This is a genomic window from Paenibacillus sp. IHB B 3415 (assembly GCF_000802655.2).
Classification (GTDB): domain Bacteria; phylum Bacillota; class Bacilli; order Paenibacillales; family Paenibacillaceae; genus Paenibacillus_AQ; species Paenibacillus_AQ phytohabitans.
Genome location: NZ_JUEI01000015.1, coordinates 162,161 through 185,479 on the forward strand (window position 1 = coordinate 162,161; position 23,319 = coordinate 185,479).

General features: G+C 50.5%; 24 protein-coding genes. 11 read left to right on the forward strand and 13 right to left on the reverse strand.

Going from position 1 to position 23,319, the window contains the following annotated elements; translation table 11 throughout:
- Nucleotides 1–198 precede the first annotated feature (198 nt).
- On the forward strand, nt 199–1,575 hold the full coding sequence (locus QW71_RS08520; RefSeq protein ID WP_039296123.1) for an amino acid permease: 1,377 nt from the start codon (nt 199–201) through the stop codon (nt 1,573–1,575).
- Between the two features lie 63 nt (nt 1,576–1,638).
- On the forward strand, nt 1,639–2,235 hold the full coding sequence (locus QW71_RS08525) for a Crp/Fnr family transcriptional regulator (RefSeq protein ID WP_039296127.1): 597 nt from the start codon (nt 1,639–1,641) through the stop codon (nt 2,233–2,235).
- On the opposite strand, the gene QW71_RS08530 is transcribed toward QW71_RS08525, so the two are convergent.
- A complete protein-coding gene (locus tag QW71_RS08530) occupies nt 2,192–2,899 on the reverse strand; it encodes a DUF4386 domain-containing protein (RefSeq protein ID WP_039296130.1) in 708 nt (235 codons plus the stop codon). The genes QW71_RS08525 and QW71_RS08530 overlap by 44 nt on opposite strands.
- Nucleotides 2,900–3,105: 206 nt before the next feature.
- Between QW71_RS08530 and QW71_RS08535 the strand changes: the two genes are divergently transcribed.
- The gene (locus QW71_RS08535; protein WP_039296134.1) at nt 3,106–3,927 is read left to right on the forward strand and encodes a methyl-accepting chemotaxis protein; all 822 of its coding nucleotides are present in this window, start codon (nt 3,106–3,108) and stop codon (nt 3,925–3,927) included.
- A gap of 23 nt (nt 3,928–3,950) precedes the next feature.
- Here the strand turns inward: QW71_RS08535 and QW71_RS08540 are convergent, their stop codons facing one another.
- Entirely contained in the window at nt 3,951–4,319 is a 369-nt protein-coding gene (locus QW71_RS08540) for a DUF1304 domain-containing protein (protein WP_039296137.1), read from the reverse strand.
- Nucleotides 4,320–4,466: 147 nt separating this feature from the next.
- Here QW71_RS08540 and QW71_RS08545 point away from each other — a divergent pair, with 147 nt between their 5' ends.
- Both QW71_RS08545 and QW71_RS37840 read left to right on the forward strand, forming a co-directional pair.
- Entirely contained in the window at nt 4,467–4,970 is a 504-nt protein-coding gene (locus QW71_RS08545; protein WP_039296139.1) for a GNAT family N-acetyltransferase, read from the forward strand.
- 176 nt (nt 4,971–5,146) lie between these two features.
- Nucleotides 5,147–6,010 carry a copper amine oxidase N-terminal domain-containing protein gene (locus tag QW71_RS37840; protein WP_160311787.1) on the forward strand — a complete coding sequence of 288 codons (864 nt, stop codon included), beginning with the start codon at nt 5,147–5,149 and terminating at the stop codon, nt 6,008–6,010.
- A 243-nt stretch (nt 6,011–6,253) separates the two neighbouring features.
- Here the strand turns inward: QW71_RS37840 and QW71_RS38890 are convergent, their stop codons facing one another.
- The 4 genes from QW71_RS38890 to QW71_RS08570 form a co-directional block, all read right to left on the reverse strand.
- On the reverse strand, nt 6,254–6,433 hold the full coding sequence (locus QW71_RS38890) for an S-layer homology domain-containing protein (protein ID WP_083442466.1): 180 nt from the start codon (nt 6,431–6,433) through the stop codon (nt 6,254–6,256).
- The gene (locus QW71_RS37845; protein WP_083442467.1) at nt 6,426–7,034 is read right to left on the reverse strand and encodes an S-layer homology domain-containing protein; all 609 of its coding nucleotides are present in this window, start codon (nt 7,032–7,034) and stop codon (nt 6,426–6,428) included. Before QW71_RS37845 ends, QW71_RS38890 begins: the two co-directional genes overlap by 8 nt.
- A complete protein-coding gene (locus QW71_RS08565) occupies nt 6,968–7,930 on the reverse strand; it encodes an S-layer homology domain-containing protein (RefSeq protein ID WP_063776437.1) in 963 nt (320 codons plus the stop codon). Before QW71_RS08565 ends, QW71_RS37845 begins: the two co-directional genes overlap by 67 nt.
- A gap of 156 nt (nt 7,931–8,086) precedes the next feature.
- Nucleotides 8,087–9,751 (reverse strand): diguanylate cyclase, encoded by a 1,665-nt coding sequence (locus QW71_RS08570; protein WP_083442468.1) that lies wholly within the window; start codon nt 9,749–9,751, stop codon nt 8,087–8,089.
- A 149-nt stretch (nt 9,752–9,900) separates the two neighbouring features.
- On the opposite strand from QW71_RS08570, the gene hprK reads away from it, so the two are divergent.
- Nucleotides 9,901–10,818, forward strand: coding sequence for an HPr(Ser) kinase/phosphatase (gene hprK / locus QW71_RS08575; protein ID WP_039296145.1), 918 nt, complete (start codon nt 9,901–9,903; stop codon nt 10,816–10,818).
- Between the two features lie 64 nt (nt 10,819–10,882).
- Nucleotides 10,883–11,167 (forward strand): alpha/beta-type small acid-soluble spore protein, encoded by a 285-nt coding sequence (locus QW71_RS08580; RefSeq protein WP_039296148.1) that lies wholly within the window; start codon nt 10,883–10,885, stop codon nt 11,165–11,167.
- Nucleotides 11,168–11,242: 75 nt separating this feature from the next.
- Here QW71_RS08580 and QW71_RS08585 read toward each other — a convergent pair whose 3' ends face one another.
- The 7 genes from QW71_RS08585 to QW71_RS08615 all read right to left on the reverse strand — a co-directional run bounded on the left by QW71_RS08585 (nt 11,243) and on the right by QW71_RS08615 (nt 18,927).
- Nucleotides 11,243–11,821 (reverse strand): class I SAM-dependent methyltransferase, encoded by a 579-nt coding sequence (locus tag QW71_RS08585; RefSeq protein ID WP_039296150.1) that lies wholly within the window; start codon nt 11,819–11,821, stop codon nt 11,243–11,245.
- Between the two features lie 24 nt (nt 11,822–11,845).
- The gene (locus QW71_RS38485) at nt 11,846–13,345 is read right to left on the reverse strand and encodes a GNAT family N-acetyltransferase (RefSeq protein ID WP_063776438.1); all 1,500 of its coding nucleotides are present in this window, start codon (nt 13,343–13,345) and stop codon (nt 11,846–11,848) included.
- Between the two features lie 65 nt (nt 13,346–13,410).
- Nucleotides 13,411–14,208 (reverse strand): AIM24 family protein, encoded by a 798-nt coding sequence (locus QW71_RS08595; protein WP_039296152.1) that lies wholly within the window; start codon nt 14,206–14,208, stop codon nt 13,411–13,413.
- 173 nt (nt 14,209–14,381) lie between these two features.
- Nucleotides 14,382–15,731: a glycoside hydrolase family 5 protein gene (locus QW71_RS08600; RefSeq protein ID WP_047013688.1), complete on the reverse strand. Its 1,350-nt coding sequence runs from the start codon at nt 15,729–15,731 to the stop codon at nt 14,382–14,384.
- Between the two features lie 23 nt (nt 15,732–15,754).
- On the reverse strand, nt 15,755–16,600 hold the full coding sequence (locus QW71_RS08605) for a carbohydrate ABC transporter permease (protein ID WP_039296155.1): 846 nt from the start codon (nt 16,598–16,600) through the stop codon (nt 15,755–15,757).
- Nucleotides 16,601–16,719: 119 nt separating this feature from the next.
- The gene (locus tag QW71_RS08610) at nt 16,720–17,610 is read right to left on the reverse strand and encodes a carbohydrate ABC transporter permease (RefSeq protein ID WP_039296158.1); all 891 of its coding nucleotides are present in this window, start codon (nt 17,608–17,610) and stop codon (nt 16,720–16,722) included.
- Between the two features lie 27 nt (nt 17,611–17,637).
- Nucleotides 17,638–18,927 carry an ABC transporter substrate-binding protein gene (locus tag QW71_RS08615; RefSeq protein ID WP_039296160.1) on the reverse strand — a complete coding sequence of 430 codons (1,290 nt, stop codon included), beginning with the start codon at nt 18,925–18,927 and terminating at the stop codon, nt 17,638–17,640.
- Nucleotides 18,928–19,111: 184 nt separating this feature from the next.
- Here QW71_RS08615 and QW71_RS08620 point away from each other — a divergent pair, with 184 nt between their 5' ends.
- The 4 genes from QW71_RS08620 (at nt 19,112) to QW71_RS08635 (ending at nt 23,315) form a co-directional block, all read left to right on the forward strand.
- A complete protein-coding gene (locus tag QW71_RS08620; protein WP_039296163.1) occupies nt 19,112–20,632 on the forward strand; it encodes a sensor histidine kinase KdpD in 1,521 nt (506 codons plus the stop codon).
- A 23-nt stretch (nt 20,633–20,655) separates the two neighbouring features.
- Nucleotides 20,656–21,378, forward strand: coding sequence for a response regulator transcription factor (locus QW71_RS08625; protein ID WP_047013689.1), 723 nt, complete (start codon nt 20,656–20,658; stop codon nt 21,376–21,378).
- Between the two features lie 150 nt (nt 21,379–21,528).
- Nucleotides 21,529–22,767, forward strand: coding sequence for an ATP-binding protein (locus QW71_RS08630; RefSeq protein WP_039296166.1), 1,239 nt, complete (start codon nt 21,529–21,531; stop codon nt 22,765–22,767).
- An 89-nt stretch (nt 22,768–22,856) separates the two neighbouring features.
- Nucleotides 22,857–23,315: a tetratricopeptide repeat protein gene (locus tag QW71_RS08635; RefSeq protein WP_052769934.1), complete on the forward strand. Its 459-nt coding sequence runs from the start codon at nt 22,857–22,859 to the stop codon at nt 23,313–23,315.
- Nucleotides 23,316–23,319 lie beyond the last annotated feature (4 nt).

Below are 23,319 nucleotides of genomic sequence, written 5' to 3' on the forward strand. Positions count from 1 at the left end.
GATTAATTACGGTCAGCAGCGCAGGTAGCTTATTTTGATATTCTTATGAACCGGGAGATTGGATGATATCCAATCTCTTTTTGTTTTGGGGTCCCCGCAAAGTACCTGAGTAATCATCGAAGCTGAATCTCCACTTTGTGGGGGTATTTAGTATTGTTTCAGCAGCATAGCGTTTACACATTAAGGGGGAAAAAGGCAATGGCACAGACAGAATTAAAGAGAGATTTGGCGAACCGGCATGTACAGCTGATCGCTATCGGCGGCACGATTGGTACAGGGTTATTCCTGGGATCAGGCAGAGCGATTCAGCAGGCCGGCCCGTCCATTATGATCACGTATTTACTCGTGGGGATTGCCGTGTTTTTTGTGATGAGGGCGCTGGGTGAGCTGCTGCTCTCCAAAGCGGGATATCAATCTTTTACGGACATTGCTGAAGACTATCTGGGGCCGCGGGCTGCGTTCATTACAGGCTGGACCTACTGGTTCTGCTGGATTATGACGGCGATGGCGGATGTGATTGCAGTGGGCGTCTATGTGCAGTACTGGTTCGATATCCCGCAGTGGGTACCGGCCGTCATCTGCCTGATTATTCTGTTAGGACTCAATCTGCTGACGGTCAAAAGCTTCGGCGAACTCGAATTCTGGTTTGCTCTCATCAAAGTCGTCACGATTCTTGCCTTAATCGGCCTGGGAATCATTCTGCTGGTCATCGGGTTCAAGACGGATGCGGGATCGGTGACGGTCCGCAATCTCTGGGAGCACGGGGGCGTGTTCCCGAACGGTGTCAAGGGCTTCTTATTTTCCTTCCAGATGGTTGTGTTCGCTTATGTCGGTGTGGAGCTTGTCGGTGTATCAGCCGCAGAAACAGCAGATCCGGAGAAAAATATCCCCTCGGCGATTAACAAGATTCCTCTGCGGATTCTCTTCTTCTATGTGGGCGCGCTCTTCGTCCTGCTGTGCATTAACCCGTGGACCCAGCTCAGTGCGGCTGAAAGTCCTTTTGTGCGAACCTTCAGTTTGGTCGGGATTCCAGTTGCTGCGGGTATTATCAATTTCGTCGTCTTAACCTCAGCGGCTTCCGCCTGCAACAGCGGGATGTTCTCGACCAGCCGGATTTTGTATAATCTGAGCAGAAGGAATCAGGCATCCCCGCAGCTCGGCAAGCTGAACCGAAATCATGTGCCTGCTAACTCTTTATTTATTTCTACAATAGTTATATCGGCCGGGGCGCTGCTCAGCAAGCTTATTCCGGGTCAGGCTTTCGGCATTGTCACTACAATCAGCGCCATTTGCTTCATCTGGGTGTGGGGCGTTGTGCTCGTATGTCATATCAAATATAAGAGGAACCGCCCGGACTTACATGCCTCGTCCAAATTCAAAGCACCGTTCACGCCGGTCATCAATTATGCGGTATTAACGTTGTTTGCTGCTATTCTGATCATTATGCTGTTCGCAGATGATACCCGTCCGGCGCTGCTGTTTACGCCCCTATGGTTCATTCTGTTGTTCGTCCTGTACTCCATGCGGAGCAAGAAGGAGAAAAGTGATGCGGATGTTAGTATAATCAATACATGAGTGCAAGAATGTTCAAACGCTACTGACACGTTGTCAGTAGCGTTATAAGGAGGAATCCGAAACATGAAGCATAGATTACTCCAATATATGACCCGGCTGACCTCCCTCAGTGGAGAGCAGCAGCAGGCCATTCTGGATGAGATTCTTGTTGAGGAATACAGCAAGGGAGCCACGCTGCTTAGGCAGGGGGAGGTTCCCGGTCATTGCTATTTCGTGTTAAAAGGATGTGTGCGGCAGCATAGTGTTGATGTTACAGGCCGCGACATCACCTCCAACTTCTACACAGAGGAGCAGGCGATCGCTATCTTCAATGCGCATAAAGAGGAGGCCTCGTCGGAATACAGACTGACTTGTCTGGAGGACTGCGTACTGGTTGTCGGTGCGCTGAATACCGAGAGGGAAATGTACGCCAGACACACGCAGCTGGAGCTGATGACACGCCAGATGATCGAGGAGAATTTCGGACAGGTGCAGGCGGAATTCGCCGCCTTCATTGCGGCATCCCCCGAAGACCGCCTCAAGGCACTGCTGCATCGGAGGCCCGGACTGATCAGCCGCGTCCCCCAGCATCAGCTGGCCAGCTATCTCGGGATGACACCGGAGTCGCTCAGCCGGATTAAGAAGCGGCTTGAGCGCGAACACGCGCAGCCGGGACTTTGAACAGCAGCCAGATGCCAAGCCCCAGCTCCCCTGCGGTCATCGGCAGAATGAACACCCATTTGATGATTTGGAGGAATTCTCTATACCCTGGCACAAGTGTGCCGCACAGATGAACCACAATATAGCCGAAGCCTGCCAGCAGCAGCAGCACACTGATGGGCTTCGGAATATTCTCCGACCATACCGCCAGCACACCAATAATCAGCAGATGCCCCCCGAACAGAATTAAACCAGCCGACCATACCGCTTCAAAAGCATGAAGATTAAGCATGACCTCGGCCTGCAGCTCCCCTCGTGTGAAGCCGGAAAGCGCAACCTCCCTGTTACCGGTAAGAAGTGATACCACGATCAGACTGGAGACAGCAACCCCCAACACTGCCGTATAAGCCAGGCGCAGCCATGCTCCCAGCAGGGACAGGCCCGGATGCACAGGCTTCAGCACCAGATATAAGGCCCAGGCAGCTGCCACATCACAGGCCATGATGAGTACCCAGCCCAGAATCCCGGCCCTGAACAGCGACGGAGAGGCCTGAAGATTGGCGAAGGTCCGAGCGGCATCTCCATCCACTACCAGACTCCCATGGACATATCCGTACGAGAGCGCGGCGGCAACCGCCATTACAATGAGCGATATTCCCCCGGTTCGAGCCACTGCAGCAGACATTAGCATAACCCCCTGATTGATTATTGATTGTGGTTATATTGTACTAAGGCGTCTGCAGGGCTTCATTGACTTAAGTTAAGAGGGCATGATTAAATTTTAAATATTGAGTTTTTGAATAAAGGATAGTCATTGGAAAATGTCGAACCTTAATCTAGATATTTCTGTACTGTGTAATGAAGCGAGTCAATAAAGGAGAACCCACATCCATGAAGAACATTATCCGCTCCCTTGAAGATATAGTGAACCTGGCGCCGATCCTGAAAGCTGCTTTTCCCTATGATGTATCTATTGCTGTCTGTGATGTGGAGAAGTTCATCGCTTATTTCCCTGGTACGTCCATTGATCTGGGAATTCGGGCAGGGCAGATAATTCTCGCGGACGAACCTCTGTACCATGCGCTGAGAAATGATGAATTCTCGAAAGCTAATGTCCCTAAGGAGTACTATGGGTATGAATTCGTCGGTACGGTTCTTCCGGTACACGGAGAGGATGGAAGCGTCTGCGGGGCGGTCTGTATCCAGGTCCGCAGACAGACCGAGCTGCGCGAAATCGCTGATCAGATCTCGGTCTCCCTAAATCAGGCTAACGTCCGGATTGGGCATGTGGCAGAGGGCTCGGGACTGCTTGCCGATTTTTCGCAGAAGCTGCTGCTCCAGTCAGAAACGACCGCCGAAAGTGTCAAAAAAAGCGATGAAGTGCTGGCTGTCCTCAGAAAGGTCGCCGACCAGACGAATCTGCTCGGGATTAATGCAGCCATTGAGGCTGCCCACGCAGGAGAGAAGGGGCGGGGATTCGATGTTGTAGCGAAAGAAATCCGCAAATTCTCGAAGGAAACCGAGCAGTCTGCGCAGCGGATCCGGGATACCCTGGGGGAGATCCAAGCCGCGATGAAGCAGATCAGCCAATCCATCCATCAGATTGCGTCAGTCGGGCAGGAGCAGGCTGCTTCAACGAATGAAATCTCCAGCTTCATTGAGGAGATCCGGACGATGTCCGAGCAGCTGAACCAGTTCGCGCAGAAGCTGTGAGGGAAGAGCGGCCATTCTCATAATTACAGATTCGCCAGAATAACGGCAAGCAGAGCAATGAAGGCCGGGAGGCCCTGAACCAATAGAATGGATTTCTTGGCCGTGATGCCGCCATAGACGGCTGCAACCGCAACACAGATCAGGAAGAACAATTGAAGCTGAACACTGAAGGTATCGTTCGGATGCAGCAGGCTCCAGACTAGACCGGCCGCCAGAAAGCCGTTATACAATCCCTGATTGGCCGCCAGCGATTTCGTTTCGCGGGCGAACTGCGGAGTGGTGCCGAACGATTTTTGCGCCCGCGGGGTAGTCCACAGGAACATTTCCAGCACTAGAATATACACATGCTCTAGTGCAACTAATGCCACGAGTATTAAACTCACCATCATCATAGTAAATCCCTCTTTTCATAATTATGTAAGATTGATTGACGGAAAAATTAAATTGCTTAAAATATAATTTTACACTGTCTAAATATAGCCAAATTCTTCAATTTTGTCAATTTGGAATCCATAAATTTCCTTGAGGAGGCAAAACCGTTGTACCTAAGAATGCTGACATCTGAGGATGCGAAGGTTTACCGCGGGCTTCGGCTACAGTCGCTGCGGCTGCATCCGGAAGCCTATCTCAGCACCTATGAATCGGAAAAGAAGCTGTCTATAGTCACCACCCGCATCAGGCTGGAGCCCTCGGAGAATAATTTCACGCTGGGAGCTTTTGATGGTGAAGAGAAGCTGGTGGGCATCGTCACTTTCTTTCGGGAGAGCCGGCCCAAAATTGATCATAAAGCTAATATATATTCAGTATATGTGGATTCGGATGTCCGTAAACAAGGAGTGGGCCGCCGCTTGATGGTGGAGCTGATTGCCCGGGCGAGGCTATTACCGGGGCTCGAAATTCTGAATTTAACGGTAACCTCGAATAATGTAGCTGCCAAAAGACTATACGAATCTCTTGGATTCATCTGCTATGGCACAGAGCCGAAGGCGATGAAGCTTGGGGATGAATATCTGGATGAGGATCTGATGATTCTGATGCTGTAACTCTATCGTTGACAGCGTTCCCAGTAAGAGTAAAATTAGGAATGGTTGAAAAAGGATAATTACTAACTGGGGGCGTTGTTTTGAAGAAGTGGCCGGTTTTATGTATGGTGATGATTATGATATTTAGTCTGGGAGTTCTTCCTGTCTCAGCGGCGGGAAAGGGAGCTCACATTTTTGTGGACGGGCAGCCCCTTCCATCGAGAGCAGTATCGAAGAATAATGTATCGTTTGTCCCTTTCCGGGAATTATTTGAGAAGCTTAAGATGAATATTGATTATAACGCCAAGCTGAAGCAAGTGACAGGTACGAAGGGCGGGCTTAAAATCTCGTTTACTATCGGCAGTAAAACGGCTTATGTAAATGGCGTGAAGAAAAGCCTGCAGGCGGCGCCTTTTTCCCAGAACGGTACGACATTCATTCCGGTCCGTATTGTAGGGGAAGCGACGGGGAATGCTGTCTATTTCTCGCCGGAGGTGAACGTCATTCAAATTAATAGCCCTTCCTTCACAGGGGCATCTTACGATATTGACGGGACTTATATTGCATTTAATGCCGATGGGACTGTTTCGCTCGCAGCAAGCCCGGAATCGGAGGAACTGCGGGAATTGGCAGAAATTCAGGCCATTAAGAACTCCGTAGACAACTTTCCTAAGGTGCGCGTGGTTGGCGTGCCTCCGACAGCGGAGCAAGCTAAGGATCCCGGATTCAAGGGATACCCGGATTACTTTGATGAGAATTATGTGATAGCTGCAGGAAACAATGAGAAGCTGCCGCCGCTGATGAGTGAAGGCTGGATTTCATTGTCGATGCTCTCGGAGATTGAAGGGGTTAACAGCCTTGGCAGCAGTGAGCCTAACACGATAGCGATAGGCAAATATGCTGGAGTAGAATTTATAAGAGTTAGTATTGTTCTGACGGATGAGTATAAAAAAGCCAAAGAAGGCGATTTCCTGCTGAGTGATATTCACGTCAAGAAGTACAAAGGGTTGATGTACCTCAGTATTGAAGATTTGCAAGCGACCGGACTTATTGGGGAGTAGCGAATCATAGAAATGCCAAAAAGCACAAGCCGCTGGCTTGTGCTTTTTGAGCTGATTATAGCTGGCGGGAAATTGGAATGTTCCGGGTATTATTGATTCGTAGCAGCCCGTTAGTATTGAAGATTTGCAAGCGACCGGACTTATTGGGGAGTAGCGAATCATAGAAATGCCAAAAAGCACAAGCCGCTGGCTTGTGCTTTTTGAGCTGATTATAGCTGGCGGGAAATTGGAATGTTCCGGGTATTATTGATTCGTAGCAGCCCGTTTCAGGATCTCCTGAACCTGGCTGACCATAGCGGCCGCGTCTGTACGGGTGATTCCAGCCTGCGGATTGAACTTGCCGTCAGCATCCAGCTTCACGATCTTCAAGGCAATGGCCGTCTGAATGGCTCCCGAGTTCAGGATATTGATCTTGTCAATTATCCTTGATCTCTACCGGAATCAGATTCAGCAGCGGCAGCTGGCCGCTGGTCTGGAGGGTATGCACCAGCAGGTAGGTGAATGATTCGCGGGTCATGCTGGCTGCCGGATCAATCTTGATCTGCAGATCAGCCTTCTCCTTGATCTCTACCGGAATCAGATTCAGCAGCGGCAGCTGGCCGCTGGTCTGGAGGGTATGCACCAGCAGGTAGGTGAATGATTCGCGGGTCATGCTGGCTGCCGGATCAATCTTGATCTGCAGATCAGCCTTCGGTCCTGCGGCTTCCTTGATCAACTGAACGGCTTGCTCAGCCGTGAGAACTTCGCTCTCTGCTGCGGGTGCATGATGAGCCTTCAAGTATTCCACCGCTTTGTTCACGATATCCGTACCGGCGGTGCGTGTAATATCACCCTTCGGATTGAAATTGCCGGACTCATCCAGTGTAATGAAGCCAAGGGCCAGTGCTGTTTGAATAGCGCCCGAATTGGAGATATCCATCTGACTCTCATCTGCCACTTCAACCGGAATAAGCTTGATCATCGGCAGCTGGCCGCTGGTCTGGAGGGTATGCACCAGCAGGTAGGTGAATGATTCGCGGGACATGCTGGCAGCCGGGTTGATCTTGATCTGCAGGTCTGCTTCTCTGCCACTTCAACCGGAATAAGCTTGATCATCGGCAGCTGGCCGCTGGTCTGGAGGGTATGCACCAGCAGGTAGGTGAATGATTCGCGGGACATGCTGGCAGCCGGGTTGATCTTGATCTGCAGGTCTGCTTCCGGACCTACAGCCTCCTTAATCAATTGAACGGCCTCTTCGGCAGTAAGCGTCTCACTCAGCGCGGCCGGTGCCGGATGTGCCTTCAGATACGCCAGCGCATTGCTAATCGCTACAGCTGCTTCAGCGCGGGTGATTTCCTGCTTAGGGTTAAGCTTGCCATTGGCATCCAGCTTCAGGACACCGTAGTTCAGGGCGCGCTGGATCGAACCGGAATACTCTGCCTTAACTTGATCCTGGTCCTTATATTCAAGAACAACCGGCTTGATCATCGGCAGCTGGCCGCTGGCTTCGATCGCATCAATGAGCTGATGCGTGAATTCTTCACGCGTTAACTTCTGGTTTGGCTTCAGGTCAGCGGGCAGATCCAGTCCGTGGACACCGGCAATAATGAGCGCTTCAGCGTACCAGGCGGAATCATTGGCATTCTTGAAATAGTCGGAAGCGTGCGGCTCCTTCACAAACCGGATCAGGTCCAGGTTCAGGTCAAGTGCATTTACGATCATCTGTACTCCTTCAGCCTCCGAGATACTGATATTCGGGCCGAACAGATCTTGGCTGATCCCTTTGATCAGGCCGCTATTCTGCAGTGCGATGATCTTATCTTTATCCTGCACATTATTAATATCCTTGAAGGCTGCTGCGGAAGCGAACTGTTGTCCCGCGAAGCTGAGCGCCAGTGCAGCAGCTGCAGATATAGTAATGATCTTGAATGTATTCTTCATTGTCAGTCACCTCATAGAGTAGTTTGTGGTTTATTTGTGATCTTAGACGTGCCGCCCTGCAAAAAGGTTACAGCAGGATTTATTTCGTCTGAAATTCCTGACGTGACAATACATAAGCCACCCGGTTTCGTGAGCCGGGTGGCTTATTTGCATTCGCTATCTTTTCACGGAAACAATCTGATTGCGGCCCTGATGCTTGGCTGCGTACAAGGCTTTGTCTGCCGATCTGAACAAATCGTTCAAGTAAGTCGTTGTGCTCATGGGCGGGGAGACCTTGAATTCCCCGATGCTAAGCAGTCCTATGCTGATGGTGATGGATATAGGCTCGTCTATATTATCAATTCTGATTTGGTTGGACTCAATGCTTGATTTAAGCTGCTCTGCCAGCACATACGCCTCATCCTCTTCCGTATCGGGCAGGTAGATAAGGAACTCCTCGCCGCCATAACGGGACAGAATATCGGAGTGGCGCAGATTACGCTGCAGGACCTCCACCGTACTGCAAATGACCTCATCTCCGGCCAGGTGGCCGTAGCGGTCATTGACCATTTTGAAATAATCGATGTCGATCAGTATAATGGTCGAAGGGACCCTGGCATCCCGGTCCTTCATTAATTCATTCTCCAGCTGCTGCATGAGATAATGGCGGTTGTAGCAGCCGGTCAGGCTGTCGGTGATGGCCATCTTCCGGAGCTTGGCGTTCGTCTGGAACAGCTCTTCCTGGACTTTGATTAAGGCGGAGTTGCGCTCCTGCAGAATGGTGTTCTGCTGGTTCGTCTCATCAATGAGGCGCCGAAGCTCGGTTATATTCTGGAAGGTGACAATCCGGCCCACCCTCACACCGCTCACCATAATCGGTGCAGCATGAATGCTGATGTACATTTGGAGTGCGGGATACATTAGTTCTGTCTCGGTTACCTCAAGCGGATGGTCACGGTAGGTTTGCAGGAACTGTTCAGTCTTCACGATATTGCCGCCGGGCAGGTGGCGGGCCATATCGAACCTCTGCCCGGGATTCAGCCGGATCTGGGGAAGCAGAGCCTGGTTGATTTCGACCACCTGTTCTTGATCGTCGAGGACAAGAATTCCGTATTCCATCGTATTGATAATATCCTGGTGGGCGATAGTTACAATATCAAACACTTTGTCCTGGTGAATGGTAATCACGAAGAAGGTAGCTGACACCACAATGCCGAGCGAAGTAAAGCCCGGAATGACCGGCAGGTAATCGTCCAGCACTACGTTCAGGAACACATCGATCATCAGGAAGACACAGACGGCAACGATCCCTTTTAGCATATACATGATCTGATTCTTGATTCGCGGTGCCTGATCGGACACCAGAGCTACATAAATGATGTACAGCGACACGATGGCATGAAGAATAAGAATAGACATGTTGATCCAGAAAATAGGTCCGTAGATCCGCTCAACATATCCGCCGTTTACCGGGAGAACAAACCAACCGTTCGGATTCAGCACCACACCCAGCGACGACAGGAATGCCGGAACAAGCAGGGCGATTAATATTTTGCGGTTAAGAAATTGTGATTGGCCAGAGAGCAGAATGGTGAAGAAGATCCAGCCCGTAGTCAGCAGGGAGGCATCGATAAAGGCAAGCTTCACATAGAATAGCTGATAGATTGGATCATCAACGGTTCGGATGGCAAACTGGCAGTAAGGCCAGATCATCATGGAGAAATGAAAACCCAGGTAGACTTTGTGCAAATTGGTTATCGTACCCACAGAAGCAAATATGTATATAAACAAAAGGAACAAGACAAAGCACATCGTCAGATCAATCCAAGACTCCAAGGCCAATATACTACACCTTCTTGATATATTTAGTGTTTTATTGAATTTTCTGGGTCAAAGGTCTTATATATTGATTTTAATATATAATTAGCGTGTGCAGATTACAAGATTTTTAAGTGATTCTATCGGAAGAAAATGGTTGGGAGGAGAATAATATGAAATCTATCACCGTTCAGAATCTTACGGACAAGTTTCATTTGGAAGTGCTGGCAGGGGCAGAGCGCATGGACCGCGTCATTACCCGTCCACGGACGCACAGACCCGGGCTTGAGTTCGTCGGTTATTTCGATTTCTTTCCGATGGCGCGGGTGCAGGTACTCGGCCGCAAGGAGATCAACTATTTATTAACGCTGAGTGTAGAGGAACGTATGCTGCACATCGGCAATATCGTCAAATATCATCCGCCTTGTTTCATTGTAACGAGCGGCCAGCAAGAGATCCCTTATCTTACCTTATACTGTAATCAGGAGGGCATTCCGCTGCTGCGGACACCAGAGGTGACTACGGAGTTTATTGCCAAGCTGGACAGCTATCTGGTAAAAACGCTGGCGCCGGAGCTGTCGATTCACGGGGTATGTGTCAATGTGTCGGGCATCGGGATTCTGCTTCGGGGCAAGTCCGGGATCGGTAAAAGCGAAACGGCGCATACGCTCATCCGGCGGGGCCACCGGTTCGTGGCCGATGATATTGTAGTGCTCAAGAAGCTGGGGCCGGCAACGCTGCTCGGGACGCATAATGAGACGACCCGCGAATTCCTGGCGCTGCGCAGCATCGGCCTGATCAATGTCGTACGCCAGTACGGGCGCAGGGCCTTCCAGGATGAGACGCGGATTGTATTAGACATTGAGCTGGCACCGTGGCAGGAGAATTCACTCAACAACGACCTGGAACTGGTTCCCCAGTTCACGGAATATCTCGGCGTTCAAATCCCGCATATCGAGGTTCAGCTTCAGCCGGGGCGCGATGTGGCCGGCCTGATCGAAGCTGCTGCGAATAATTGGTATCTCAAGCAGCTTGGATACAGCGCGGTAGAAGACTTCATGAAGCGGATTGAAGACGGAATGCAGTCTTAAGGCGGGATAATCCCATACACTCCAGGGCAACTTAGATAAAAGACAGCAGAGGAGTGTATCCGAAATGGCGAGAAGAAACAGGAAATATGCGGTGCCCGGGTCAGCCCAGGGCATGCAGACCTTCAAAGCAGAGGTCATGAAGCAGGAAGGATACCATGTAGATCCGAATCATCCGGACGATGTGAAATACGAGGTGGCGAAGGAGCTCGGTATCCCGCTGCAGGCGGGCAATAACGGCAATCTGACCACGGAATCTGCGGGACAGATTGGCGGCAGAATCGGAGGCTCCATGGTCCGGGAGATGGTCCGTCTGGCACAGGAGCAGTTAGCGGATAAGGGGAAATCCTAGAAATACGCGGTCCCTCCAATGGCCCAAGGCAGCGGCATGCTTTTGGGCTATTTGCAGTTTCTACGCAGGTAATATTCAGAAAATGTAGACATACACCTTCGTCCGCAGCCGGTCCGGGCAGGTGATGATGCGGACCGGCTGCTTGTCCGGGAGAGCGAAGCAGACACTGATCACGGCTGCACCCGGCGGCAGCTCCTGCCTGAACTTGGGAGCAAGCCGTTCCATGGCACCGGGGAACAGGTAACAGAGCACAATATCGGCATCGCTATAAGAGCTTCTATATATGTCGCCCCGCCTAAAAATGACCTTGCCCTGCAGCCGCTCCCGTTCACTCTTCACTGGCAGAAACCGTGTGCATACTACCGCAAACAGCTGTGAGAACCATAGGGGAATCCTTGAGTTCTCTATGCCGGTCAGCCGTTTGCCGGGGCAGCGGCGGATCACTTCCAGGCCCAGCGTTCCCCAGCCCGACCCCGCCTCCAGAACATTGGCATATCCCGGGATACGGTTCACCTCCCCGGCTACTGCCGCCCTTACAGCCCTGGACGCGGGCATCGGCGATATTCCGTTCTTCCAGCTTACGAGCACAATCCAGACTACGGACAGCAGAATGAGAAATGCGGCAATCCAGGGAATACTCTCGGTAACGGGCATATATGGCTCCTTCTTAATCTGTGTTCATGCCGGGCTGCCGCTGTAATATTTATACTCGAAATTGATCTTGAAGCCGGCATTGAGGTAGAGGGTCAAAGCCCGCTCATTCTCGGTGACAACACCTAGACGGATCGAAGAATAGTTCTTCTGCAGCAGGAAATCAACAGTCTGCCGGAGCACCTTCCCGCCATACCCTTGGCCCTGACAAGCGGGCAATATGCAGAAATTATGGATAAACGCTGTTGCTTCATTCACGTAATTCACCCGGATCAGGCCGATCCGCTGGCCGCCCGCCCAGGCAATATAGGTTATACGCTCCGGTTCATTCGTTTGCAGGAAATACTCCCGGGTGGCGTCTTCGGAGTCTCCGAAGGCCTGGGACGAGCAGGAGACCATGAATTCGAAGTCCTCCGGCAAGGAAGGCAGCAGACGCAAATCTGCCGGAGCCTGTTCTCTGCCGGACTCCGTATGGGCATATGACATCGAGTATTCAGAGCGGTCATAATCAGCACCGATAGCCTGGGCCGCGCGGAGTCCTGCCTGTGAGCGGCTCGGAACCCTGTAGCTGAGCCTGTGTACGGCGAGAGGCGCAATATCTTCCTTGGCCCGCTGCAAAAGACTGCGGAATACGCCCTCACGGCGGTATTCCGGATGGACCATGGCATTAATCTGCGCATAATCGCCTTCGGAAGCGAACCAGCTCAGCAAACCTATGAGCTGGTTTCCGCGATAGCAGAGCAGGGCATGGTCGCCATCCTCTTTGACGAGATGCTCAAGATCTGAGCTTAATTTGAGCGAGTCCGCGTGGCTGCACTGCTGCTCCAGTACAGTAATGTCCGCCGCTTGCTGCTTGGAATGATACGTCATTGCAATGATGTTATTTAACTTGAGAAGCTTCCGGAACTCATCAACACTGTCAAACACGCCATCCGGCGGGACATCGTAAGCCTGGCTCTGGAAGGTGGACAGCCAGCGGACACCGTAGGTCTGCAGTCCGGCAGCCTTGCCCGCGAGAATATCCGCATTACTGTCCCCAATGAATACAGCATTGGAGGGAGCAATGCCAAGTGTACGCAGCGCCGAATGTATGCCTTCGGGATCAGGCTTGGGCTTAACCACATCATCTCCGGTAATGGAGATATCGAAGAAGCGCTCAAGATCCAGCGCCCCGGCCGATATCTGATAGGCCCGTCTGCTTTTACCGGTAATGACGCCAAGCTTCATCCCTTGCGCCTTCAGGGCCTGAAGTAATTCTACAATATGCCCGTCATTCTGAAATTCTCCGAAATGACCCTGCTCATATAATGAATAATAATCTTCTATAGCTTGCGGAACGGAAGACGGGTCTGTGAAATTGCCGCCAATGATGTCCTCCTCGGTGGGGCCAAACATGGCGACAAGTTCGTCGCGGGTGACCTCCCTATGATCGTATTGCTGAAATACGGCCTGGAACGCATGGAAGGATAACGGCAGCGTATCTGCAAGTGTTCCGTCGAAATCAAATAATACAGCTTGAATAGACATACGGATGGCCCGTCCTTTTTGGATGAATTAGTTTGGATGAAGCAATGCCTCAAGTGGCCTCAGAATCAGGAAGTAGGCGCAGCCTGAAACAGGCTGTTCTTGTAATTCATGAGCGGTGCCAGCCAGACCATACCGGTTCCCCGGTAGACATTGACCAGGCCTTCGCCGGAAACGGCAGAGCCCATGCGGGTCTTCCCTGATTTCTCTACGGTAAAGTCAAGCGAGTTCGACCACATCAACGCGAAATTGCCATCTACCTTCAGCACGTCATTCTGCAGCTCGACCACCACGGCTTCCTCGGATGGAATAGGAGCCTCAAGGGCGATAATCCCTTTACCCCGTGCGCTCAGGTTGAACAGCCCTTCTCCGCCGAGGACGGCTGAGGATACATTCTTGCGTGCAGCGACAGCAATATCCAGCGTAGTCTCGCAGGCCAGGAACATGCCGTCATCAATCACGATATGGTCGTTGTCGACATCAATCAGCCAGAGATATTTGTAGGTGGTTTCGAGCATAATCGTCCCTGTTCCTTTATAGAGCGGTTTGATGGCACTCGTGCCGGTTGCTGCACTGGATATTATATTGCGCATCAGGCCGCCGACACCTTTGACACCCGACGTCATTTCGATATTCCCGATCATATACTGCATAGCGCCTGCGCTCAGCATAACCTCGCTATTCGTAAGCTCAATCATCAGCTGCTTGTTGCGCATATTGCTCTTGCTCATGAAGAAGTTGGCCTGGGCTTCCAGCATGGAGGTGCTGCTCAGATCCTCCTTGTATTCAATGACCGAGAATCCGCCAAGCTGTTCTTTAATCACAACATTAGGGTTATCCTTCAGATTATTAATGGTAAAAGCCATGGAAATCCACTCCCTACGTAGAAGTTATTCTGCTAAAATGTGCACCTTGCCTTCAAGGCATAGATATTCGACACGGCAGGCGGGTTTCCTTGATTTTGGCCATAACAAAAGAAAACGGCGGCCAGTAACGGCCGGCCAGTAACGGCCGCCGCACTAACTCTCAACCAACAGCATTAAACGGAGACCGCTGTGTACCTCCGTACCAAATCCGCCAGCTCATCCCACTGCTCACATTGATCCCAATGGAATGAGGCCGGAAGCTGATAGGCCTCTTCCCAGGAAAGCTCCTGCAGGAAGGGCTTCAGATTCTGCTCCACACAGATGGCCTGCATGATCGTCCGCATACGGAATTGCAGCGGATAGCGCTGCTCTGAAGAGACCGGCTGGAAATAGGTTTCCGCCATGTGATCCACCAGTGCTTCACCTTTCTCCTGTTCCTGTTGCTGATTCCATATCTCCCTGATCCGGCCGGTTAATTGCCGCCAGGGGGTCTCTTTTCGAGGGTACACAATGCCCATACAGGCCGCGTCCTTATACGTCCAGAGTGCCCAGGAGACATCATTTGCCTCACACAGCTCCAGCATATCTTCGATAATGGTGACCTGGAAACCGATCTGCTCCGGTTCAAGCACAAGCCCCAGCTCGCCGCACCAGACCGGGCGCTTATACTTAGCGCGGATGTCCAGGAGCTTCCCGAAGGCAGCTGCGAAGATTTCCTTGCGCCGTTCTCTGTCCATTTCAGGGGTTAATACGGCTGGCTCATCGACAAAGGGATAGAAGTGGAATTCATATGCCACTTGCGGGTCCTCTACCGGATCCAGCATGGAGAAGTCAGTAGTGAAATGATTGCCTTCAATGAAAATAATGTGCTGCTGATCGTACTTGCGAATCTCTGCGATTACTTTCTGGTAAAACTCGTTGAACACCGCAGCATTAGTCACCATCGAAGGCTCATTTACAATATCGTAGGCAGCTACCCACGCCTGATTCCGGTAATGCCGGGCAATATGTCCCCATAGACCGATTACGCTCTCCCGCAAGGCTGCATATTCCCAGAATAGCGGAAGGCCGCTTGCGGTATCGCAGTGCCAGTCGGGATTCTGGCCGCCCGGAACAGAATGCAGGTCGAGAATGGCGTAGATCTCGTACTTTTCGCATAAGGCAACGATGTGGTCAAGATACACAAATCCCTCTTCCTTATAGCGGCCAGGCTGCTGATCATCGATAAAATACTTGTAGTTGAAAGGAAGCCGCAGCGAGTTGACTCCGAGACTTTTCAGATACACAAAATCCCGCTCATCCATGAACTCCAGCAGAAACCGGTCAAAAAACTGTGTGCTCCGCTCTTCACCATAGACTTCGGCGAATGCTTTTTTAATCATCGTGTCGGTGCCTGGCAGTCCAATCATGAAATGCTCCAGATTCATCCACGTCCCTAAACCAAACCCCCGGAAGAGTATTTTCTCACCGTTGACTGTGAAATCCTCCCCGCTTACCTGTACAAAATTCGAGTAGTCTGCCATACGCGCACTCCTTTTTTAATCGTTTAATTTTTCATGCCGGTTGTGGCGACGCCTTGGATAAAGAAGCGCTCACCTATAAGAAAGACGGCTACCATCGGCGCTGTAGCAAGTACGGTTCCTGCCATCAGCAGGCCGTAATCCATGGTGTGCTCTGTCTGAAAGGCCTGCAGGCCTAGCTGCAGTGTCTTCAGGGAGTCGTCATTAAGGTAGATCAGCGGCGCCAAATAATCATTCCACATGAATGTGAACGTGAAGATAGCCAGCGTAGACACACCTGCTGAAGCAAGCGGCATAATAATCCGCCAAAAGATTCCCCATTCACTGTACCCGTCCATGCGCGCCGCCTCATTCAGCTCCATGGGCAGCGTCAGGAAGAACTGCCGCAGCAGAAAAATGCCAAACCCGCTGAAGAGCTGAATCAGGACGTAGCCCGTATGTGTGTTGTACAGCCCGAGGCTGCTGACAATGGAAAACTGCGGGACCATAATCGAATGCCACGGCATCATCAGATTGGTCATGAACAGGAGGAAAATAACACTTTTAAAGGGTATCTTAAGTGTGGCAAAGGCATAGGCCGCCATGGAGCAGACGATGACCTGAACTACAGTGATGATCGTCGCCAGCTTCAGTGTATTAAGGAAATACCGGCCAAAGGGAATCGTTGTCCATACCTGCTTGTAATTCTCCAGATATAAGGTCCGGGGAATCCAGTTCATCGGATGCTTGAAGAGATCCACATCCGTACGGAGCGAACTGGAAATCATCCAGAGAAACGGAAACAGCGTTGCTACAGAAGCTAAGACCAGTACGATCATTAAAAAAATATATAGAGCCTTGTCCTTTCCCGTACTCAGGGTGGCATTCAGCATATGCACTCCTCTCCTCTCTTAAAATGTGATAATTTATATGTTCCACGCTATAAATTATCCTTCTGTTTCTCACAGATACGGATGCCGCCTCTTGCAGAGGACGGTAATGCCGTTTCTGCTTAATAAGTCACCCATTTTTTTTCGAGCCTGAACTGGATTAAGGAGATCACCAGAATAATCAGGAACAGCACAGTGGACATGGCCGCAGCATACCCCATCCGGTAATGGATGAACGCTTCCTGATAAATGCGGAAGACGAGTACATTGGTTGAGCGCCCCGGTCCGCCGTCAGTCATTACAGACACCAGATCGAACACCTGGAAGGAGTTGATGACCGTCAGGAGCAGCACCATGAACAGGGTCGGAGACAATCCGGGCAGGGTTACATACAGGAAGCGCTGGAATTTCCCCGCACCGTCCAGCTTGGCCGACTCATACAGATATTCCGGAATGCCCTGAATGCCTGCCAGAAGGATGATCATGTAGTAGCCGAAGCTCTTCCAGGCTGCCACAAGGATGATGGCGGGCAGTGCCCACTTCGAGGACATCAGCCATTCCGGAGGACTTGAGATGCCAATAGCTTTCAGCATCTGGTTGACCGGACCGGAGAGCGGGTTCAGCAGCAATCCCCAGACTATCGCGATGGATACCATCGATGTGATTTGCGGGAAGTAGAAGGCCATGCGCAGATATTTGCGCAGATGCAGCACACTGTTCAGCGCAATCGCCGAGAGCAGGGCAAGCACCATGGTAATCGGAACGAACAGGCCCGTATAGATCAGGTTATTCTTAAGTGAGATCAGGAAGTAATCGTCATGCAGCAGCTTGGCGTAATTATCCCAGCCGACGAAGTCAGGTTTGATATTGAATCCCCCGTAATCGGTGAAGCTCATATATAAGCCGTACACCAGAGGGATGAAAATAAATACCGCGAATAAAGCGAAGGCCGGAAGGATGAATAACGTCCCCGCTGTATAGGTCCTGTAATGTAGAAGACGTCTGTTGGTCATCTGTGCAACCTCCTTTGGAGACAACAGTTAAGGATTAAGAACACCTTGCCGCTGGTCTATGAAATTCTGAATCGTCTTATTGGCATCTTGTTCCTGGAACAGGAACAGATCCCGTTGCTCGCTGTAGATGCGGTTGACCTCATCGATTTGCGCAATCGGCTGATTCTCCACAACGGTCTTAGCTTCGAAGAAGAAGCTGCTGCCCTGAATTCCTGTCGCTTTCAGGAAGGCTTCCTTGGTCTTGTCACTGGAGAAGGCAGGCAGTACGCTGGAATCCGCGATGATGGACTCTCCTTCTTCACCGGTTACAAATTGCACGAATTCGAAAGCGGCATCCAGCTTGTCGCTGGACGGATTAATCCCCATGAAGGTGCTGACTCCGCCAACCGTAATCGGGTCGTTCATTCCCTCCGGGAGAGGCAACGGAGCCATATCGAAGTCAATATCGGTCTTCCCGGCCGCGATATCCGCTTTCAGCATATTCACCGTCCATTCACCGTTCACCAGCATGGCTACATTGCCGCTCTCAAACTGCTTGATCCAGTCCACGCTCTCAGCCTTCATCTGCTTGTAGCTCATATGGGATTGATCCTGGTAATACAGACGGTCCAGATAATCCAGCCATTCCGTCACATTATCCAGACTGTCATCCAGAATCGTGCTGCCCTTCTGCAGTGCCCCCAGAGGAGCGGTAAGCCAGTCAGCGTAGTATCCGCCCCACTGTTTATCGGTACCGTCGCCCTTGGTCAGGCGTTTGGCCAGCTCGGCATATTCATCCCATGTGAGCTGCTCAGGATAGTCAATGCCTTCTTTATCAAAAATAGCCTTGTTGTAGAATAAAGCGTATTCAGAAGTGCGGTAAGGCAGAGCATAATATTTACCGCCGGTAAGCACCTTGATAATATCCTGGTAGCTTGGGCCGAAGGCCCCGATATCCAGGTTGGCTTGCTTGATTTGGTCTGAGAGGTCCAGCAGCTGATTCTTCGATGCATAGAGACCCAGGCTGGAGGTTCCGTTAATACTGTAGAGATCCATTGTGGAGCCGCCGGACAAGTTATTCATAATCTTGGTATTGTACTCATTAGAATTGTTGCTGATCGTATTCATCTTCACTTCGATGCTGCCGTTCTTCGCATTGAAGGCGTCGATCACCTTCTGCATGTAATCCGCTTCATCGGTCCAGGTATAATACTCCAGAACGACCTTCTCTTTACTGTTCTCCTGTGCCGGATTTACGGCATTATTGGAACTGCATCCTACCACAGCAAGTACAAGTGCACTGGTCAGCAGCAAGCCGCAGCTTCGCATGTTTTTCATTGAAACCCCTCCTGTATCTGGTTATGTATCTCATATTAGGCGTAACCTGCGGTTAAGATAAGGTTGAACTTTTATCATCGGCTGTAGTGTATGGGGTAGTAGGGGGATGAAACTTCAACCTTTACAGGCTGGGGAGAAGGAATTAAACTTTATTCACTTTATTTAAGGATGGAGCTGGGGCCGGGTGTTTATCTTCCTTGTGTTTATTCTATTTATCGCTACAGCCATCTTCTGTCTTACCCAGCAAAAATATACCAAAGCGACCCTGTTCATGCTGTGCATGGGGCTGTCCTATCTGCTTGTGGTTACCAGCATCATTACGTATATGTCCAAGGATGCGTACTACTACTATAGCCTCTATGATTATTTCGGTATTCAGCAGAAGATACAGAACCAGCTGATGTTCCTGCCGGTCTCCCGGTTCATGCTTATCCGGATTCTTAACCTGTTCACGATGGCCTTTTTATATACCGGGCTGTGCTCTGCCGTCTACTTTGCTTTTACCATGTCCCGGAGAAGAGGACGCCTGGTATTGTCGCTTCTGGCCGTGCCTTGCGCGGTTCAGGTCATTCTGTATGACCCGTCCTTCTATACACAGATGTATTACAGGCTTTACCCGGAATTCATAACCAGCCAAGGCTTCATAGCAGCATATGAGACCCTTCACAAGTTCACCTTCGTTATAAATACACTTTATACTGCAGCAGGGATTATCCTGTTGTTCTATACTCTCTTCGATGCGCCAAAGGTCCGTCCAATCCGGAGTAATATCCTGATGATCCTGATCTGCTATATCTCGGTACAAGTCACCTATTACTACATTAACTTCTGGGCGCCGGATATATTGATTACGGTATCAAAAGCAGCCCATTTCATGCGTTACAAGCCGATTAATCTTGTAGGCAACCCTTCTTTGTATACGCTGCTTCCCTCCATTGCCGGGTTCTGCCTATGCATCAGTCTATATGGTATCTATAAGTATGCCCGCATACAGAACAGCATCAAGAATCAGGAGTCTGTCATCTCCCGCAATATCGACTCTGCGCTGCTGACTTCCCGGGTATTCAGCCATTATATGAAGAATGAATTACTGGCGATTATGGCGCAGACCGAGTTTCTGGAGAACATGTGCGGGGAATCGCCGGAGGTCGTGCAGGAGGTTCAGGTCATCGAACAACGCTGCCGCAAAATCTATGATAGACTGGATGCGGTGCACCAGAAGACGCTAAAATCCAAGCTGGATCTGGAGCCCATCGCCCTTCATGAACTGATGGAGAAGGTGCTGGAGGAGATGCAACCCGCGCTTAAGCAGACCCATGTGAATTATACCGGCCACCCGCGGAATCTGGTAATTATGGCGGATCCGTACTATTTCTCACAGGCGGTAGAGAACATTCTGTCCAATGCGGTGGATGCTCTGGAGCATGTTCCGGAGAAATCGCGGCGGATTGAGATTCAGATCAATCTGAAGAATAAGTGGGTGGAGCTGGTCATTCATGATAATGGTGCCGGCATAGCGGAACAGGAAGTGCAGAATATCTTCCAGCCGTTCTACTCCTCCAAGCCTACGGCCACGAATTGGGGGATGGGGTTGTCCCTGTGCCACTCGATCATTACCACGCACGGAGGCAAGATCAGTGCTGTCAGCAAAATCGGGGAAGGGACCTCGTTTCATATAGTGATGCCTTTGCTCTCGGGCATCTAAGAATTAAGGGGGATAAAATCAGCATGAGCCATCCTGCCATTAAGGTGCTTATTGTAGAAGACGATAACCTGATCGCCAAGCGGTACCAGATGATTCTTAGCAAGGACCCTGAACTGGAGTTTGTGGGGAGAGCCGCCAGCGGCTATGAAGGCACAATGCTGGCTGCGCTGTATAAGCCGGATATTATCCTGATGGATATAGAGCTTGAAGACAAACAGGCCGGACTGCGGGCCTCCTCGGAGATCTTATCGTACATGCCGGAGATTAAGATTGTCATGCTCACGGTCTGTGACACCGACGACACGGTTTTCCGCGCCTTCGAACTTGGGGTAACCAACTATCTGCTTAAGAATATGCCTGCGGAGGCCATTATAAACGCCATCAAAGACGCCTATTACGACATGCCATCGCTGCATTCCAACATTGCCGGGAAGATCACCCGGGAGTTCAAGCGGATTAAGACGACAGAGGACAGTCTGCTTCATAATTTTCATATCCTGACCAAGCTGACGCCTACGGAGCTGGAGGTACTCGACCTGCTGATGAAAGACTACAGCCGCCAGGAGATTTGCAAAGCCCGCCATGTAGAGCCCTCTACACTGAAATCCCAAATCAACAGCATCCTGAAAAAATTCAATAAAAACAGCGTACAGGAAGTAATTCCGATCCTGCGCGAATTGCATATTCCCCAAATTCTCTCCCAGCGGAAAGGGAGTCTGCCATTCAGACCGGGTGCGGACGAATAAACAGGAAACGTAGCTCTCCTATACGGCAAAAAGGATAGTAATCTGGTTTAGCTTTACTTATAATATTAGTTTAGCGTAATGTTCTAAGTATAGTGCACAGAGCACAAACGCGTAGACCATACTAGTATTAAAGCCGAAAGGAAGTTAACTTTGCTTGAGACGTTGCTTCTCAATTTCCTGTTTATGCTGTTTCCGGTACTGATCTTCCTGATCTTCTTCGAGAATAGGCCTCATGCCTATAACCGGAAGATTCTTGTGCTGCTCACAGCTATAACTATGATCCTGTGTATCGCCAAGCCGATCACGCTGGAGACAGGATTCATCTTTGACCTGCGTTATGTTCCGTTTATAATCGCAGCTTTGTATGGAGGGTACAAAAATGTTCTTCCGCTCTATCTGATACTAAACGTATACCGTTTCTATATAGGCGGAGAGGGAACGATCCACTCGTTTCTTTTTTCAACAGCAGTTCTGATCGTTGTGCCGTTATTAAGTTCAAAATTTATCCGTTCGAAGCCCGGGACACGGATCAGCTGGGCAACCGTCATTGCCGTGCTTACGATGGGCTGTTATCTGATTGTGCTGAGCATGGTTACGGAGTCGCTGGATATGCAGTTCTGGATGCTTACCTTCTATGCTTTAACCACTCATGCAGCCGTGATGGCTGTCTTAATGATTCTGCTGGAGCAGATCATTACCAATCTTAAGAATCGTGACCGGATTATGCAGTCGGAGCGGCTTAATGTGGTTAGTGAGCTGGCGGCCAGCGTCTCCCATGAGATGCGGAATCCGTTAACCGTGACGAGCGGGTTCCTTCAGCTGCTGAACAAATCGAAGACGCTTACGCCCGAAGAGAAGGGGTATATTGAGCTGTCGCTGCTGGAGCTGAACCGGGCGGAGAAGATCATCAGCGATTATCTCTCTTTTGCCAAGCCGCAGTCGGAGAATATGGTCTATTCCAACCTCCAGGCTGAGTGTGAGTATACCAAGAATGTCATCATGCCGTATGCCACAATCCACAAAGTAGCGGTCGAGTTCAGCTTCAACAACTCGCTCTGCGCCCATTATGACCGGAATCTGATGCAGCAATGTCTGATTAATCTGTACAAAAACGGGATCGAAGCGATGAAGGGAATGGAAGACGGCGTTCTATCCATAGATATCTCCGAAAGAAAGCAGAATATTATTATTAGCATCCGCGACACCGGCATCGGGATGACGAAGGATGAAATCTCACGGCTGGGCAAACCCTACTATTCCACCAAAGAAGAAGGTACGGGTCTGGGAATGCTCATGGCTTACAGTGCGATCAACAAAGTTAAGGGAGTTATCGAGGTTAGAAGCGAAAAAGGAAAGGGAACCACCTTCGAGATCGCCATCCCGGCTTAGGGCGGACAGGGCAACAGTGGGAAACTCTCCGTGAAAATGATAAAGTAACTCTTAGAGGAATGGATATATTAACCGGGAGGCTGTTTGTAATGAGACAAGAGTTAATTGCGCAATTGAATGCTTGGCATGAGGAAGATGAATTCGAACAAATTGTATCCCGCATCAAAGAGGTTCCTACCCCGCTGATCGATGATGAGCTGGCGGTTCATCTGGGCCGGGCGCTCAATAATCTGGGACGTTATAAGGAAGCGCTTAAATGGTTCAACAAGACTGCCGACAAAGGCAAAAAAGATCCGCTGTGGCATTTCCGCGTCGGTTACGCGCATTATTATCTGGACCAGTACGATGAGGCGATCAAGGCCTTTGAGAAGGCCCATAAGCTGGACCCTGAAGATCAGGATATCATTGAGTTCCTGGAATGGAGCCGGAATGAAGCGGGCGTGCAGGAGGGTCCTGACGATTCTGAGGATTCTGGAGATTCTGAGGATTCGGCCGAAGAAGCGGACGGTAACTCGGATTCTAAGGATGCTGAGGATACTAAGCGCTAGGCTG